Origin of the sequence: Pedobacter sp. 22163 (assembly GCF_052045595.1) — a bacterium.
Classification (GTDB): domain Bacteria; phylum Bacteroidota; class Bacteroidia; order Sphingobacteriales; family Sphingobacteriaceae; genus Pedobacter.
Genome location: NZ_JBQEPM010000001.1, coordinates 1 through 15,584 on the forward strand (window position 1 = coordinate 1; position 15,584 = coordinate 15,584).

Sequence of the window (15,584 nt, forward strand, 5' to 3'; positions counted from 1 at the left end):
TCTACTCAATTATCGTCATTGCGAGAAGGCTTTTTCAGCCGACGAAGCAATCTTTTTAGCAAAAATGGCTGTGTATAAAAGATTGCTTCGTCGTTCCTCCTCGCAATGACGATTTTTTTGTTGGAACCTTTCAATGGTACTCGTTCAGAATGATAATGACATAAAAAAGCCGATAACCCTAAGATTATCGGCTTTTTTTTGAGCATTAATTTATTGAAATTATTTATAAAAAACCTCGTTCCAATGCAATTCATTCCTGAATTGATTGATTTTGGTATCAGCACCGATATTTACATATTCTAAGCCGGCAATATTCGCAAAATCCAATAAATGCTCGGTAGTTAAATTCTGGCTATAAGCGGTGTGGTGGGCACCGCCAGCATAAATCCATGCTGCACAACCTGTTTTCATATCAGGCAATGGTTTCCACAATACACGGGCTACCGGTAAGTTTGGTAAATCATGTTCAGCTTCAACAGCTTTTACTTCGTTCACCAATAAACGGAAACGGTTGCCCATATCGATTAAAGATGCATTTAAAGCATCGCCACCAGCAACGTTAAAAACCAAACGCGCAGGATCTGCTTTGCCGCCAATACCTAATGGGTGAACCTCTAAACTCGCTTTACCACTTGCCAATGAAGCATCAACCTCAAGCATGTGCGAGCCTAAAACCATCGAGTTTGCCGGATCGAAATGATACGTATAATCTTCCATAAATGCATTTCCACCTACTAAACCAGCACCCATTACTTTACAGGCACGTACCAAAGCAGCCGTTTTCCAATCGCCTTCACCAGCAAAGCCATAACCATCGGCCATTAAACGTTGTGCAGCAATTCCTGGTAACTGGATCATACCATGTAAATCTTCAAACGTATCAGAGAAACCTTTAAAACCTCCGTCTTCCAGGAATTTTCTTAAACCCAGTTCAATTTTAGCCGCTTCGTAAACAGATGAATGTCTGGCACCGCCAAATTTTAAATCAGCAGCCATCTCGTAAGTAGCTTCGTATTCTTTTAATAACGCTTGAATAGACTCCTCACTTATTCCATTAATTACCGCTACTAAATCACCTATACCATAAGTGTTTACCGCGAAACCAAATTTCATTTCAGCTTCAACCTTATCGCCATCGGTAACCGCAACATAACGCATATTATCGCCAAAACGGGCAAATTTAGCACCTTGCCAATCGTGCCATCCGGCAGCAGCCCTGCACCAGGTATCAATCTGTTTAGCTACTTCTTCATCCTGCCAGTGCCCAACAACTACTTTACGGTCTTTACGCATACGCGAAACCATAAAACCAAATTCACGGTCGCCATGCGCACTTTGATTCAGGTTCATGAAATCCATATCAATGGTATTCCAAGGGATATCGCGGTTAAACTGCGTATGTAAGTGCAATAATGGTTTCTGTAAAACATTTAAACCCCTGATCCACATTTTAGCAGGAGAGAAGGTGTGCATCCAGGTAATTACGCCGATACAGTTCTCATCAATATTGGCTTGTTGCAAGGTTTCGAAAATCTCTTCTGTAGTTTTTACAATCGGCTTGTACACTACCGAAACAGAAATACTTCCGTTCTGGTTTAACGAATCGGCCACTTGTTGAGCGTGCTCCGCTACTTGTTTTAAGGTTTCTTCACCGTACAAATGTTGCGTACCCGTAATAAACCAAACTTGTAATTTTTTTAAATCAATCATTACTATTTATGTTATTTTTAATTTATTCAATGCCATGGTCTGTGTCCTCACAGACCATTATGTATATCTTTTTAAAGCCTACCACTCTTCTTTCGTGGGCTATGTCCTCACAGACCATTATCCCTATTCTTTTTTTTTGAAAAGCAAGGTCCCGTATTTCATCGGTTAGGGTAGTCCTGCTTTCCGTTTTATTCACCCATCCTACGGAATGGGTTCATGCTCACTCCAATCAGGTTTAAGTTACTTAGGTAAACCTTACAATGTTAAACCCGAAATTTTGCGCCTATGCATTCTGCTGTCATGCTGAGGTACGAAGCATCTGTTTCATCGGTAGCAGATGCTTCGTACCTCAGCATGACAAAACCTCTAAACTCACTTCTGTCCATAATAAGCACCATCACCATGTTTACGCTCGTAATGTTTCTCTATTAACGAATCTTTCAGCTTCGGCGCCTGTGGATTGATCTGCTCAGTTAACAAAGCCATTTGTGCCACAGTTTCTAAAACCGCACTATTATAAACGGCTTTCTCGGCTGTTTTTCCCCAGGTAAAAGGAGCGTGGTTGCCCACCAAAATCATCTCAACTTCTTTATAACTTAAACCCAAACTTTCAAAATGGTTCATGATCTGAAACCCCGTTTCGTACTCATAATTCCCTTTGATCATTTCATCAGCCATTGGTGGGGCACATGGAATATCTACCGTTAAATGGTCGGCATGGGTAGTTCCGAAAATTGGAATTGCCCTTTGTGCCTGTGCCCAGGCTGTGCCATAAGTAGAATGTGTATGTACAATCCCGCCAATTTCCGCCCAGTGTTTATATAAAACCGCATGGGTTTTAGTATCCGATGAGGGACGTAAACTTCCTTCAATAGTATTTCCGTCAAAGTCTACAATCACCATTTTCTCCGGCGACAAATCTTCGTAAGGTACACCGCTTGGTTTAATGGCAAAAACACCTTTCGACCGATCTGCAGCACTCACATTGCCGAAGGTAAAAAGTACCAGTCCCAATTTGGGCAACTGCATGTTGGCCAGGTAAGCCTGCTCTTTTATATCTTGATAGTTGCTCATGATAAGTAAGGTTTTACATCTTTTTTATTGTATTTTTCCAGGTACCTACCTAATCCCAGATATTGTTGGTAATGCTGGCGGTAAAGTTTTTGTTTTTTTAGATTTGGCTTATATTCTTTCTCAAAGCCTGTTCCCATGGCCGCCATTGCGGCTTCGATATTTGGATAAATACCAGCTGCTACAGCAGCGAACATTGCTGCACCTAATGCACAGGTATGCTCAAAACGATGGATTCTAATGGGCATTTCCAATACATCCGCCATCATTTGCATAATATAAGCCGATTTTTTTGCTACACCACCAATGCCGATAATTCCTTTTACGGGAACACCCTGTTCTTTAAAACGGTCTACAATAGCTTTCGCACCAAAACAGGTGGCAGCAGCTAAGGCACGGAAAAACCGTGGGGCATCGGTTCCTAAACCTAAACCGGTTATGGCACCTTTAAGTTCCTGATTTGCATCTGGTGTTCTACGGCCGTTCAACCAATCAATAGCCAGTTCGGCGTAGTCGCCATCCGGTAAAGCATCAGCCTGCTTGCTTAAATTGGCGATTATTTTTCCTTCGAGCTCTGCCTTTAATGCTGTAGCTGTTGCTTCATCAATTACATCAGATTCAGTAAGTAAATGGTTTAATGGCCAGCTGATTAAATTCTTAAACCAGGCATAAACATCACCAAAAGCAGATTGACCGGCCTCTAAACCTGCCATACCCGGAATTACCGAGCCATTAACCTGTCCACAGATTCCATTAATCAATTTTCCGTGTAAATCCTGATTGGGTGCAACCAAAATATCGCAGGTGCTTGTACCCATTACTTTGCTCAGGTAGTAAGGTTCAATCTGTCCGCCAACCGCACCCATGTGTGCATCAAATGCACCAACACCAACTACCACATCTGTACTTAAGCCCAGTTTAGTCGCCCATTCTTCGCTCAATGTTCCCGCAGAAATATCAGAAGTATAGGTGTCGGTGAATAATTTATCTCTAAAACCTGCTAAAAGCGGATCAAGACTGCTAAAGAAATCTTCAGGAGGCAAGCCGTTAAACTCTTCTGCCCAAAGTGCTTTATGCCCGGCGGCACAACGGCTGCGTTTCATTGTTGTAATGTCGTTTCCACCACAAAGTAAAAACGGAACCCAGTCGCAATGTTCTACCCACGATGCCGCACCTTTTTTAATAGTCGAATCGACCCTTAATATGTGTAATAATTTAGACCAGAACCATTCTGATGAATAAATGCCACCTACATATTTAAGGTAATTGGTGCTAAATTTAGTCGCATGTTCATTAATTTCTGCGGCTTCTTTAACAGATGTATGGTCTTTCCAAAGCACAAACATGGCATTTGGATTTTCTTCAAAACCTTTGGTCAGGGCAAGGGGAGTGCCCGTTGCATCAACAGCCACCGGACTTGATCCCGTTGTATCAACCGAAATTCCCTTAACCAGATGTGCAATATCGGCACCACCTGCTTTTGTTAAACAATCTTTTATAGTGTGTGTTAAACCTTCAATATAATCTAACGGATGCTGGCGGAACTGATTAACAGCCGGTTTACAATATAAACCTTTCTGCCATCTTGGGTAAAGAAAAACAGACGATGCTATTTCCTTTCCGTTTGCGGTATCGACTAGAACTGACCGGACAGAATCTGTCCCGTAATCCACTCCAATTACATAGTTTGCTGTGCTCATAACAATAAATAAATGTCTAATTAACGTTTATTTATTTGAATTAAAAAATTTTATTGATTTTTTAATCAAAAACCTTCATTTTAACGTTTTAGTAGCATGAATTTGTATATCATTATTTGTATCCACTAGTGTTGGATATTTTTTAAACCCTATTCTTTTTTCGCTGCCGGGTATAGAAATTTAAAAGAATTGGACACCGCCTGGTGCATTATCGTTGCATGGTTCTCCTGTGGCAAAAAATCAAAATATACTTTTACATTTTTGTTTTTGAACCCTTTTATTTTTTCGGTCAATAAATTTGCGTCCACTTCCATCACCCTGGGTATTTCGGTTGGCGTAAGGCCTTCTTTACCTACACCAATGTAAACATCAGTTTGTTGCTTAAACGTATTTTCCTTTATTTCGGAATCCTGATTTAACAACGAGCCATTATCCCACCATAAACTCGGACTAATAATAATGTATTTATTAAAAAGCGTAGGTTTTTTAATCAGAATTTCAGTAGCCAGCAAACCACCTAGCGATTGACCAATAAGGGTTTTGTTCGCATCCGTTTTATATTTTGCCTGAATATAGGGTTGAAGCTCTTTTTCAATGAACGAAATAAATTTATCTGAATGGCCTGTTGTAGGATATTTTTTCTTGTCGCCCTCGATAGCGGTGGGGAAACTAAAATCCCGTTTCCGATCTACAGTAGCAATGCCCACCACAATTGATTTAGGCACCTGATTTACCCATTCGAAACTGTTAAACTGCACCAGCCCTACAATATGGATGAAATCTTCATCGGCAGAACCATCAAGCAGATAAATTACCGGATATTTTGTGGTATCGTTTTGGTTATAGCCATCAGGAAGGTAAATGTTCAGGATTCTTTTCTCAGCCAGTTCTTTTGATTGGATTTCGTCTATTCGCCCTAAAACAAATGGTTTACTTTTATCGTTTTCATTTGGCCTGTTTTTCTGTCCAAAAACTATTGCCGTAAAAAAAGTTAAGAGAAGAATTAGAAATGCTTTATTCATATGTTATTTATAGGGTGTTTGGTACATTAAGCTGGTGCTTAATTTATCTGCCGTTTTTTTTGGAAAAATACAATTTTCAATTGGCCTGATAAAATTGACGCTGCATTGCTATTAAAATAATATCGATGATGTGCATTATTTAAAAAGGATAATGACATTTATAAGTATTTTTGCTCGTAGTAAAAAAATATTTATGAGCAATACGCCGCAGAAGTTAAAGCACCAGCAGGTACAGTACCTTGAATTTCTTTCCCGCGACCTTGAAAAGGTCAAAACATTTTATACAGCGGCCTTTGGATGGGTATTTACAGATTACGGGCCTGAATATACCGCTTTTGAAGGTGATTTTGTAGATGGAGGTTTTACCATCGGAGCGCCATTGAAAGGGAGCATTCTGGTTGTACTTTATTCGCAGGATTTAGAAGGGACAAGAACAAATGTGATTAATGCAGGTGGTGTGATTTCAAAAGAAATCTTCGCTTTCCCGGGCGGGCGTAGGTTCCAGTTCCTTGATCCGGATGGATATGAGCTTGCCGTATGGTCGCTGTAAGGATCGACCCGATGCGTTTTCCTTTTAAAGAGGCCATGGGTTATCAATTTCGTCATTTTTTGTGAAGCTCCTGCGCAAGCCCGATTAGAAGACCTTCTGATCCCCTGATGTAGCAGAGTTTGTAAACGTTTTCATATTCAACAACTTCACCAACAAGTGTGGCGCCGTGTTTTTCCAGCCTTGGCAACAACTCGTCGATATCCGAAACCGTAAACATGACACGCAGGTAGCCGAGGGAATTAACCGGTGCTTCGCGGTGGTCTGAAATGGTAACCGGACTAAGAAACTGTGAAATTTCAAGCCGGCTATGGCCGTCAGGGGTAACCTTACCTGCCCATTCTCCCTCGATTGTCGCACGGCCTTCAAGTTTCAGTCCGATTTCGGTGAAAAAAGAAATTGCATTGTCAAGCGAAGCCACAACAATGCCCATATTATCCATTCTGATCAATTGGTTTTGTTCCATAAGAATTTAGCTTATAATTTAAAATTAAGGAATTTCTCAAAGCTAACCGATGCTTTATGGAATAAATTGTATAAATCGGAACAGAAAGTATGATATATGAATGTGTGATCAATAACCTAACGCATTCCTAATTAAGTTAAATTCATTAAGGTACAGGAAAAATAAAAAAAATACCAGCACTGACAAACTGTTGTCATGAGCACCTGATACCTTCGTTGCACAATTAAAATAATTAGCAATGAATTTAATATCCACCCGCATTATTACGGCCCAGGTAGAAACACTCATCAATTTTTACGAACAGTTAACAGGTTTAAAAGCCATCAGTTATACGCCTGATTTTGCCGAGATAAAAACCCCAAGCGCAACCCTTGCCATTGGGAGCATACGCACTTTACAATTTTTTGGTGGCGACAGTGTTGCCCAACCTGCACAGAACCGTAGCATGATTATCGAATTCAGGGTTGATGATGTGCAGCAGCGTTTCGAACAATTAGCGGATTCCTTAAAAAGCGCAATCGTACAAGAACCTACCACCATGCCCTGGGGCAATCAGTCTTTATTATTAAGAGACCCTGATGGAAACCTGGTGAATCTTTTTACTCCGGTAACGCCTGAAGCTATACAAAAGTTTAAGGGCAATTAAACTTATAACTCCATCATTATAAGTAACTTAAATGTATAGCTTGTTTTTTTTTTACCGGGAAATTACCTGTCAAGCCATTTTTTAAATTCCGACACCTTGTTTTTACTGATCAATATCACCTCATCGGGCGCTGGCGAGACCACAATTTTCAATTGGTTTTTGCCATAGATATAAATGGTTCTGATCGCCTTAAGACTGATGATAAACTGCCTGTTTGCACGGTAAAAGAGCGCTCCATCAAGCTGTTTCATCAGCTCATCAAGGCTTAATGTGGTAGCGTACCTTTTGCCATTGTGCGTGATGATGTTGACAGCAGCACCATCGAAAAAGAAAAAGGCTATTTCAGTGATGTCAAGGTGGATCAGTTCGTCTTTTAGATACGTGATCATCCGTTTCCGGGCAGTTTCCTTATCTGGATTTAATGGAACTGCAGCATTTTCTTGCTGCAGTTTGGCCAATTGTTCGTTTAAGCTGCCCAAAGTGTTCACTCTTTCATTTAAGGTACTGATCTCTAAGGAAACCGATTTTTCATAGCGGCCATAAATCTGCCTGATGAGCATTAAACAGCTCCCGATGATAATGAGAGCAGTGGTAAAAAAACAAATCACAAACTGTGTGTAAAGACCCGATAGTTCAGCCTGTAGTACTTCGATATTGGCATGTGCCGCCACGATCCAGTCGCTGCCCTTAACCGGATAAATATTTACGATCTCTGAACGCCTGTTTTTCGCTTCCGGGAAACTTCGTGTACCGCCCAGGCTTTTCTGTTGCGCAATGGCTTCATTAAAAGGTATTGATCCATTTCGCGACTGAAGTATAGAATTGCCCTGCGCTATTTTCTGGCCGATGAGTGCCGGATTGGGGTGACAAAGTTCGATACCGTTTTTATCATACATACAGATAAACTCGCCCTGGGTATCGGTATTCTCTATGCTTTGCTGCAGGTTGCGGATCACCTTTTGCGGCGCAAGTCCGCTTTGCAGCTGTTGTTCGAGCAAGCGGCCGATTTCCCTGCTCTCCCTTGCACCCGATTCCATTTTGCTGGCCCATAACTTTTCGGCAGCACTGTTATAAAGGTAACGGAAAGAAAAGTAACTGATCAGCATTACCGTAATACTTACAGTAACAAAAAGTAGCAGGTGCAATCTTCCTTTTAACATAGGTGTTGGTTAAAAATCGCCAGACTAATTTAGCTGGATTTTAGGGGTCAAGGTCTTAAAAAGATCGGACTATTCAAAGCGGTTTATTCGCCTTCAATGCTAAATTTATCCGTTTCACAGGATTGTAATAGCATATTGGGTGCTTTGAAGCCTAATTTTGAGCAGATTAAAAAAATAATCCATGAAACTCAAATTCAAAATCATACTCGGCATCCTCAGCCTGGTGTTGCTGGCCCAACTGATCAGGCCCGAAGAACTAAGTTCAGTAAAAACACAGCCGGTTAAAGGGCTGGCAGGTGTACCTAAAGAAGTGGCAAAGATACTGGAAACGTCCTGTTTCGATTGCCACTCTTCCCAAACCAGTTGGCGCTGGTTCGACCGGCTTACCCCGGTGAATTTTTTGGTGGCCTCGCACATCCGTGATGGCAGGAAAGCGCTTGATTTTTCGCAGTGGGACTCGCTCGCTACCCTACAACGTAATGCCATGTTGTATTTCGCTTTAAACGATATGCTTTCAAAAGAAATGCCTTTAAGCAGTTATACCGCTTTGCACCCTGCGGCAAAGTTGGATCAGAAAGATCTAGATCTGCTTAGAAATTACTTGTTAAATAATGCTGTAAGTAAACCCGCCAGTATAGAAAGCAATTCGAAGGGAGCAGAGAAGCCATCTATTATGGAAGTGAAGAAATCGCCAAACGGAATCGCTTACCTGCCCAATTACCGCAACTGGAAAGCAATAAGTACGACTGAACGTTTCGATAATGGTACCATCCGCATCATTTTTGGCAATCCGATAGCGGTTGAAGCCATACACGAAGGAAAAACGAACCCCTGGCCGGATGGAACCATTTTTGCCAAAACCGCGTGGAAACAGCAGCAAGGCAAAGACGGGAGTGTTTATGCAGGCCAATTTGTTCAGGTGGAGTTTATGATCAAAGATGTTAAGCGTTATGCCGGCACAAAAGGCTGGGGCTGGGCACGCTGGAAAGGGGAAAACCTTTTGCCCTATGGTAAAACGGTGAAATTTGATTCCGAATGCATTAGCTGCCATAGGCCGGAACGTAATAACGATTATGTATTTACCAGGCCGCTTGATATTAAAGGTTTAAACAAGAAATAAGATGAGATTATCATTCACCGCAGGGGTATTTCCCCTTATTATATTGTTGATGTTGGGCTGTAAGCCAAACGCAACTGATCGGATCAATAACGCAGCATCGATAGGAAGTATTTCCAGACTTCCTGAAAATCCCTTGGAAATGACGCCAATGGCTGTTAGCCTGCAGCCGGAAGCAAAAACAATGTCGACACTTTACGGCAACGGCATTGCCGCAAAACGTTTAAGGGATGGCGCAGATTATGCTCCCGGATCGGTACTTTACCTGGTCACCTGGAAAGGAAAGGCTGATCCGGATTGGTTTGGTGCCCGTATTCCAGATCGGGTAACGGCCATAGAGCGTATTTCATTCGGTCAGAACGGACAAAAAAGCTATACTTTTTTTAAAGGACCAGCCTGGGACTCTGCTTTAGACCTGAAAAAGGAGGAAAGGCTGGCCATCATTCTTTCCATACCAATTGCCAAATCGCCTTAATCATTAGTAATTCGGTGTTTTACGTTTCATTGTACATTTAAATCGTCTCGGTAGGAGTTTGATCAATTTTTAATGACGATTATGATGGGTATCAATTCAAGCTATTAGAAACTGCCTAAGATAATATTTTTGGAAAGTCGGAGAATTTTGTAAGTTGCACAGACATTCAATCTCAACTATTAATGCTCTCATTATGACTGAAGACACCTACGAACAAAGACCGAAACTTTATAATCAGGCAACAATCTTAATTTTTTCAATTTTACTTTCAACTATCTTTGGCGGCATCATTTATTCCCAAAATCTTTCGGAAATAGATAATCGAAAGCAGATAGCACCTGTGATAGGGTTCTGTGTAGTCTGGAATATTGTTCTTTTTAAATTAGCACATAGATATACTGACAATTTTGTTCTCACATTTCTTCTCCCGAACATAATGGGTGGTCTCGTACTCTCAATTTTTTTCTGGAAACATCATTTTGAAAATCTGAACTTTAAGGCTAGAAATGTATGGGTTCCGCTGACTATCGTGTTGCTCATATACGGGCTTTTTGCGGGACTTCGTTTTTTGGGTAACTGAAATTTTTAAGATGAGACATTACCAATACCTACTCATTTCAGTACTGTTCTTGTTTTTTCAGAGTTGTTTAGAAAAAGATAATTTTCAGGAATATAATTTGGAGACGCTAGGAGCAATCATCAAACTTCCTGGTACATACAGTCCAGTGAATAAAGAAAGAGTGGATAGAATATTAAATCATAAAGAAGATCAAGGGTTTAAAGATGAATTATTAGGTCTAATCCAGAGAAAGAAAAATGTTAAAATGCTAATTGATACCATAAATCCATATAAGTTTATTCTCATCACAGAAATGGTTCCGTATGTAAAGATCGATACTATTTCGATGTACATTCAAATTGATGATGAACGAAAAAAATCAAGCTCACGAGCTGACGTAAATGACTCCACTTATTTTGTCGGTTCGAAGTTGGACAGCATTGGAAGTTTTAGGTTTATAGAATGCAAACATACGAGGAAGTCTGGAAACAGGCGGCGCATCGGTTATACCTTTATGATTTCAGATGATGCCCATACAAGCGGGATTAGTTTTTTTAGTCCCGAAGAACAGGACGCCAGACAATTTGTTAAGACCATATTGAAAAAATAGATGGTCTATAACCATGTAAAAGAACTAAGTAGGTCGATTTCTAGATCCCCTGTGACCAATCCTTAGTGATAATGCGGTACCACCTACAAGGTAAAAGGAATTGAGCTGATGGTCTTTCATCAGCTGCAGGATCAGATCCAGTGTCCCTGGTGTAACTGTTTCTTTGTGTAACATCTAAGTTTTTCTTTGCCAAACTGAAAATATTCGCAAACAGCCTCCATGGTCATATCAGAAAGATAAGTAATATCTTCTTTAAGGGCTCGGATTACGTTTTCCCTGCCATAAAATCTGATCATCTCTTCCCAATCCCTTTGACTCCCTTTATCAAGCACTCTTTCTATAATGGTTTTATAACTCCTGTTCCAATCCAGTTTATCAAAATCAAAGTCCCAGAACAGTACTTTTGGTAAGTCTGGTCTTCTTACTTTCTGTATGAGTGGCTGTCTTTCAATTTTAATTTCATCATTTTCGAACGGAATCTTCTTTTTGGAAAGATAGTTGTTCAATGTATGATAGTTATAGGTTGGGTAGCTGTCACAAAATCCTTTTAGACTCGAAAACACATCGACATCCGTACTGGCAAATCTTTTCCAGTGCACAACGATTACTCTTTTGTTCAGTTCCTTTAACATCATACAAATCTAATTAAAACTGGAATTAATGCCTAATATTTTTAAATATTTGTCAGTTGATTGCGGTTGCACGATTTCCAGCTACGGTGAACCCTCATTTAAATCACCGCTGGTCAAAATCCTGTGGTTGTAAACCTCGGCGTGGTAAAATTGTTAATGTGCTTATCAATATAAAGCCGTTGCAGAACAGTAAAGTGTTTTATCAATGCCAAAAATAAAATTTTAAACTTACCTTAGTTTTATTTCGATTGCACTGATGATAAATTACTCCTCCTTATTTACCTTGATTAAATCAGCGAAGTTGTTTTGCCTGATGGCTTTACAATTTATGGTAATTAATGGGTTTAGTCAGGTGGTGGGAACAGGCATTATTCCGAAACCACTTTCTGAAGTGAGGGGAAAGGGCGCTTTCGTAATTGCAGCACATTCTAAAATATTTATCGCTGATAAACAGAAAGTTATTTACGCCTTTCTAAATAAATACGTGAAAGAATCTGCTGGATTTTCAATCTTACAAAGCAATAAAATTGAGGCTAACGGAATCAATTTTCTAATCGATAGCACCTTAAAAATTAAACCGGAAGGATATATTCTAACGGTTTCGACTAAAAGAATAGATGTTAAAGCATCGGATCAGCAGGGTTTGTTTTATGGTTTACAATCCTTAATTCAGCTGATTAAAAAAGATGGGAAATTGCTCACTGTTCCAGCATATCAGATAAAAGACGAGCCACGGTTTGCTTACAGGGGCATGCATTTAGATGTTGCCAGGAACATGTTTAGCGTGGCGACCATTAAAAAGTGGCTGGATCTATTGGCTTTTTATAAGATTAATACCTTTCACTGGCATTTAACGGATGACCAGGGGTGGAGAATCGAAATCAAAAAATACCCAAAACTGCAAACGCAGTCTGCTTACCGCAAGGAAACATTAATCGGGCATAAGCGAAAAAGTCCTCATATTTTTGATGGAAAGTCTTATGGTGGATATTACACGCAGGAAGAGATAATGGATGTGGTTAAATACGCTGCTGAAAGGCAGATCACCACCATTCCCGAAATTGAGATGCCAGGACATGCAAAAGCCGTTCTTGCCGCATATCCAAATCTTGGCTGTACCGGCGGGCCTTATGAAACGGCCACATTCTGGGGCGTTTTTGAAGATGTTTTTTGCGCTGGTAACGAAGACACCTTTTCTTTTTTACAAGATGTAATGGATGAAGTAATCCCTTTGTTTCCATCAAAATTTATTCATATCGGTGGTGATGAATGCCCGAAAACAAGGTGGCACAATTGTCCGAAATGCCAGAAACGGATTGCACAGGAAGGGCTTAAAGACGAACATGAGCTTCAGTCGTATTTTATCTCCAGAATGGAAAAATACCTGAACGCAAAAGGGAAAAAGATAATTGGCTGGGATGAGATTTTGGAAGGTGGTTTGGCACCCGATGCAACTGTGATGAGCTGGAGAGGTTTAGAAGGTGGGATTGCAGCAGCAAAACTGAAGCACAATGTGATCATGACGCCTGAAAAATTCGTTTACCTGGATTATTATCAGTCCTTAAATAAAAGCGAGCCAATAGCTGCCGGAGGCAATCTGCCACTTCGTAAAATTTATGCGTATGAGCCCATGCCTGCGGAATTAGACACCACCGAACAAACTTATATAAAGGGCGTACAGGCAAATGTTTGGACTGAATACATGCCTGATGTTAAAAAAGCAGAATATATGATTTTTCCCCGCGTTATCGCTTTGGCAGAAATAGGCTGGTCTGCAAAAGCCTACAAAAACTATCCTGACTTTTTAGCCCGGTTAAATCGAAACCTGCCTTTTTTAAAAGGCATTAATTATAGTACTTCATTTTTTGAGATTACAGGTAGTCCAGACTCGTCCGGTTTTAGCTTAGAAACCGATATGCCAGCTGCTGAAATCCGTTATACTTTAGATGGAAATGAACCAACCAGGAGCAGTAAGCTGTATACCATGCCGATACAAGTTACAAAATCGGCAACGCTTAAAGCCCGGCTTTTTAAAGGCGCAAATACGGTAGGAAAGCTGTATGAACAGCGACTGGTTATGAGCAAAGCTTACCATAAAAACATATCATTAAAAAATTCAGGAAGTGGAAACTATAACATTGATAAACAAGTATTAGTGAATGGAATTTTAGGTGCTCAACTATACAATAATGGCGAGTGGTTAGGCCTGAGTGGAGGCGATCTTGAAGCGGTTGTAGATTTGGGCAGCGAAACCACGATTAGTGAAATCGGTTTAAATGTGCTTAACTATCAATGGCAAAAAATGCATCCGCCAAAAGAAATTATGATCGAGATTTCGGCGGATAATATTAATTTCAAAGAAGTGGCGAAACAAACAAAATTTCCGTTAGAAGGAATTAACAAAGTGTTGCATCAAATTAATCCGGTAAGCGGAAGATACATCCGGATTAAGGCCGCCAATATTGGTACTATCCCTGAGGGTTTTTATGGTGCAGGCACAAAAGCCTGGTTAATGGTTGATGAAATTATTGTAAATTAAATGACTATACTCATTGTTTTTATTTGCATTGCCTTATTAATTGTACTGATTTCTGTATTTAAGATCAATGCTTTTTTAGCCTTTTTAGCGGTATCTTTTCTTGCAGGACTGGCTTTAGGCTTGCCACCTTCAAAAATCCCATCGAGTATCGAAAAAGGCATGGGCGACGTTTTAGGCTCCTTGGCCATTATCATCACGGCAGGGGCAATGCTTGGTAAACTGGTGGCCGAAAGTGGCGCAGCGCAAAAGATCGCCCAGGTGAGCATGACTATTTTCGGCGAAAAATATATTCAATGGGCGATGGTTTTAACCGGCTTTTTAATTGGCATTCCCTTGTATTACGGTATAGGCTTCGTGCTGATGGTTCCCTTAATATTCTCCGTAGTTTACCGTTATAAATTGCCTGCGTTATACATCGGTTTACCCATGTTGGCCGCCTTATCTGTAACACATGGATTCTTGCCACCACACCCTTCTCCAGCGGCATTAGTAATTCAATTTCAGGCCGATATGGGTTTGACATTATTTTATGGTTTAGCTGTAGCCATTCCTGCAATCATACTAGGTGGGCCCATTTTCGCCCGTACGCTCAAAGCAATCCCGGCAAACCCGTTGGCATCTTTCAGTCCAAAAGAGTTGACTGAAGAACAACTCCCGGGTGGGTTTAAAAGCTTTTTTACGGCTTTACTTCCTGTATTGTTACTAGCAGTTGCTTCCTTCGTTCCCATGCTTTTAAGGCCCGATGCTGTTATCCTGCCTTATATTTTATTTGCCGGAAATCCTTCTGTTGTGATGCTTATTGTATTGATTGTTGCCACATGGTTACTGGGCATCACACAGAGAAAAAAAATCACAGAGATCATGCATATTTATGCTGATGCCATTAAAGATATCGCCTTAATTCTTTTGATCATTGCGGGTTCAGGTGCTTTAAAGCAGGTTTTAACAGAGAGTGGTGTAAGCAATCAAATTGCCGCTTATTTGCAGCACGTTAAAGCAGAGCCATTGTTTCTTGCCTGGATGATTGCCGCAATCATCCGGTTTTGTGTGGGTTCGGCAACAGTTGCCGGTTTAACCACAGCCGGCATTATTGTCCCTTTAATGCAGCATACGCATACCAATCCCAACCTGATGGTTTTAGCGGTTGGTGCCGGGAGTTTAATGTTTTCTCATGTTAACGATGCCGGATTCTGGATGTTTAAAGAATATTTCGGCTTAACTTTGAAAGATACCTTTAGATCCTGGGCATTAATGGAATCTATTGTTGGCATTGCAGGCCTTTTGGGTGTACTTTTGCTTAAAATAATCATCGCTTAAAAAATAATAATAC

Annotated in this window: 14 protein-coding genes; 7 read left to right on the forward strand and 7 right to left on the reverse strand. The window is 40.5% G+C overall.

Features of this window, described 5'->3' with window-relative positions; genetic code table 11:
• Positions 1 to 219: 219 nt before the first annotated feature.
• The 4 genes from araA to ACTJKN_RS00020 form a co-directional block, all read right to left on the reverse strand.
• Positions 220 to 1,710 carry an L-arabinose isomerase gene (araA, locus tag ACTJKN_RS00005; protein ID WP_440821543.1) on the reverse strand — a complete coding sequence of 497 codons (1,491 nt, stop codon included), beginning with the start codon at positions 1,708 to 1,710 and terminating at the stop codon, positions 220 to 222.
• Positions 1,711 to 2,082: 372 nt separating this feature from the next.
• Positions 2,083 to 2,784 (reverse strand): L-ribulose-5-phosphate 4-epimerase, encoded by a 702-nt coding sequence (locus tag ACTJKN_RS00010; RefSeq protein WP_440821545.1) that lies wholly within the window; start codon positions 2,782 to 2,784, stop codon positions 2,083 to 2,085.
• On the reverse strand, positions 2,781 to 4,481 hold the full coding sequence (locus ACTJKN_RS00015) for a ribulokinase (protein ID WP_440821547.1): 1,701 nt from the start codon (positions 4,479 to 4,481) through the stop codon (positions 2,781 to 2,783). The genes ACTJKN_RS00010 and ACTJKN_RS00015 overlap by 4 nt, the downstream gene beginning before the upstream one ends.
• Before the next feature lie 149 nt (positions 4,482 to 4,630).
• Complete coding sequence (locus ACTJKN_RS00020; RefSeq protein WP_440821549.1) at positions 4,631 to 5,503, reverse strand: alpha/beta hydrolase; 873 nt, start codon at positions 5,501 to 5,503, stop codon at positions 4,631 to 4,633.
• 193 nt (positions 5,504 to 5,696) lie between these two features.
• Here ACTJKN_RS00020 and ACTJKN_RS00025 point away from each other — a divergent pair, with 193 nt between their 5' ends.
• Positions 5,697 to 6,053, forward strand: a complete 357-nt coding sequence (locus ACTJKN_RS00025; protein WP_440821551.1) for a VOC family protein — start codon at positions 5,697 to 5,699, stop codon at positions 6,051 to 6,053.
• A gap of 52 nt (positions 6,054 to 6,105) precedes the next feature.
• On the opposite strand, the gene ACTJKN_RS00030 is transcribed toward ACTJKN_RS00025, so the two are convergent.
• Entirely contained in the window at positions 6,106 to 6,516 is a 411-nt protein-coding gene (locus tag ACTJKN_RS00030; RefSeq protein WP_440821553.1) for a VOC family protein, read from the reverse strand.
• A 238-nt stretch (positions 6,517 to 6,754) separates the two neighbouring features.
• Between ACTJKN_RS00030 and ACTJKN_RS00035 the strand changes: the two genes are divergently transcribed.
• Entirely contained in the window at positions 6,755 to 7,162 is a 408-nt protein-coding gene (locus ACTJKN_RS00035) for a VOC family protein (protein WP_440821555.1), read from the forward strand.
• A 62-nt stretch (positions 7,163 to 7,224) separates the two neighbouring features.
• Here ACTJKN_RS00035 and ACTJKN_RS00040 read toward each other — a convergent pair whose 3' ends face one another.
• Positions 7,225 to 8,322 carry a LytTR family transcriptional regulator DNA-binding domain-containing protein gene (locus ACTJKN_RS00040; protein ID WP_440821557.1) on the reverse strand — a complete coding sequence of 366 codons (1,098 nt, stop codon included), beginning with the start codon at positions 8,320 to 8,322 and terminating at the stop codon, positions 7,225 to 7,227.
• A gap of 181 nt (positions 8,323 to 8,503) precedes the next feature.
• Here ACTJKN_RS00040 and ACTJKN_RS00045 point away from each other — a divergent pair, with 181 nt between their 5' ends.
• The 3 genes from ACTJKN_RS00045 (at position 8,504) to ACTJKN_RS00055 (ending at position 11,083) form a co-directional block, all read left to right on the forward strand.
• Positions 8,504 to 9,442, forward strand: coding sequence for a cytochrome P460 family protein (locus ACTJKN_RS00045; protein WP_440821559.1), 939 nt, complete (start codon positions 8,504 to 8,506; stop codon positions 9,440 to 9,442).
• 1 nt (position 9,443) lies between these two features.
• On the forward strand, positions 9,444 to 9,914 hold the full coding sequence (locus tag ACTJKN_RS00050) for a hypothetical protein (RefSeq protein WP_440821561.1): 471 nt from the start codon (positions 9,444 to 9,446) through the stop codon (positions 9,912 to 9,914).
• A 590-nt stretch (positions 9,915 to 10,504) separates the two neighbouring features.
• Complete coding sequence (locus tag ACTJKN_RS00055; protein WP_440821563.1) at positions 10,505 to 11,083, forward strand: hypothetical protein; 579 nt, start codon at positions 10,505 to 10,507, stop codon at positions 11,081 to 11,083.
• A 131-nt stretch (positions 11,084 to 11,214) separates the two neighbouring features.
• Here ACTJKN_RS00055 and ACTJKN_RS00060 read toward each other — a convergent pair whose 3' ends face one another.
• A complete protein-coding gene (locus tag ACTJKN_RS00060) occupies positions 11,215 to 11,718 on the reverse strand; it encodes a DUF6922 domain-containing protein (protein WP_440821565.1) in 504 nt (167 codons plus the stop codon).
• 310 nt (positions 11,719 to 12,028) lie between these two features.
• Between ACTJKN_RS00060 and ACTJKN_RS00065 the strand changes: the two genes are divergently transcribed.
• Both ACTJKN_RS00065 and ACTJKN_RS00070 read left to right on the forward strand, forming a co-directional pair.
• Positions 12,029 to 14,254 (forward strand): glycoside hydrolase family 20 protein, encoded by a 2,226-nt coding sequence (locus ACTJKN_RS00065; RefSeq protein ID WP_440821567.1) that lies wholly within the window; start codon positions 12,029 to 12,031, stop codon positions 14,252 to 14,254.
• Positions 14,255 to 15,571 (forward strand): gluconate:H+ symporter, encoded by a 1,317-nt coding sequence (locus ACTJKN_RS00070; protein ID WP_440821569.1) that lies wholly within the window; start codon positions 14,255 to 14,257, stop codon positions 15,569 to 15,571.
• The last annotated feature ends 13 nt before the right edge of the window (positions 15,572 to 15,584 follow it).

What these genes read in the sequence shown, in the direction of transcription:
- araA (WP_440821543.1), bottom strand. Translation starts at nt 1,710, where the DNA reads ATGATTGATTTAAAAAAATTACAAGTTTGGTTTATTACGGGTACGCAA.
- ACTJKN_RS00010 (WP_440821545.1), bottom strand. Translation starts at nt 2,784, where the DNA reads ATGAGCAACTATCAAGATATAAAAGAGCAGGCTTACCTGGCCAACATG.
- ACTJKN_RS00015 (WP_440821547.1), bottom strand. Translation starts at nt 4,481, where the DNA reads ATGAGCACAGCAAACTATGTAATTGGAGTGGATTACGGGACAGATTCT.
- ACTJKN_RS00020 (WP_440821549.1), bottom strand. Translation starts at nt 5,503, where the DNA reads ATGAATAAAGCATTTCTAATTCTTCTCTTAACTTTTTTTACGGCAATA.
- ACTJKN_RS00025 (WP_440821551.1), top strand. Translation starts at nt 5,697, where the DNA reads ATGAGCAATACGCCGCAGAAGTTAAAGCACCAGCAGGTACAGTACCTT.
- ACTJKN_RS00030 (WP_440821553.1), bottom strand. Translation starts at nt 6,516, where the DNA reads ATGGAACAAAACCAATTGATCAGAATGGATAATATGGGCATTGTTGTG.
- ACTJKN_RS00035 (WP_440821555.1), top strand. Translation starts at nt 6,755, where the DNA reads ATGAATTTAATATCCACCCGCATTATTACGGCCCAGGTAGAAACACTC.
- ACTJKN_RS00040 (WP_440821557.1), bottom strand. Translation starts at nt 8,322, where the DNA reads ATGTTAAAAGGAAGATTGCACCTGCTACTTTTTGTTACTGTAAGTATT.
- ACTJKN_RS00045 (WP_440821559.1), top strand. Translation starts at nt 8,504, where the DNA reads ATGAAACTCAAATTCAAAATCATACTCGGCATCCTCAGCCTGGTGTTG.
- ACTJKN_RS00050 (WP_440821561.1), top strand. Translation starts at nt 9,444, where the DNA reads ATGAGATTATCATTCACCGCAGGGGTATTTCCCCTTATTATATTGTTG.
- ACTJKN_RS00055 (WP_440821563.1), top strand. Translation starts at nt 10,505, where the DNA reads ATGAGACATTACCAATACCTACTCATTTCAGTACTGTTCTTGTTTTTT.
- ACTJKN_RS00060 (WP_440821565.1), bottom strand. Translation starts at nt 11,718, where the DNA reads ATGATGTTAAAGGAACTGAACAAAAGAGTAATCGTTGTGCACTGGAAA.
- ACTJKN_RS00065 (WP_440821567.1), top strand. Translation starts at nt 12,029, where the DNA reads ATGGCTTTACAATTTATGGTAATTAATGGGTTTAGTCAGGTGGTGGGA.
- ACTJKN_RS00070 (WP_440821569.1), top strand. Translation starts at nt 14,255, where the DNA reads ATGACTATACTCATTGTTTTTATTTGCATTGCCTTATTAATTGTACTG.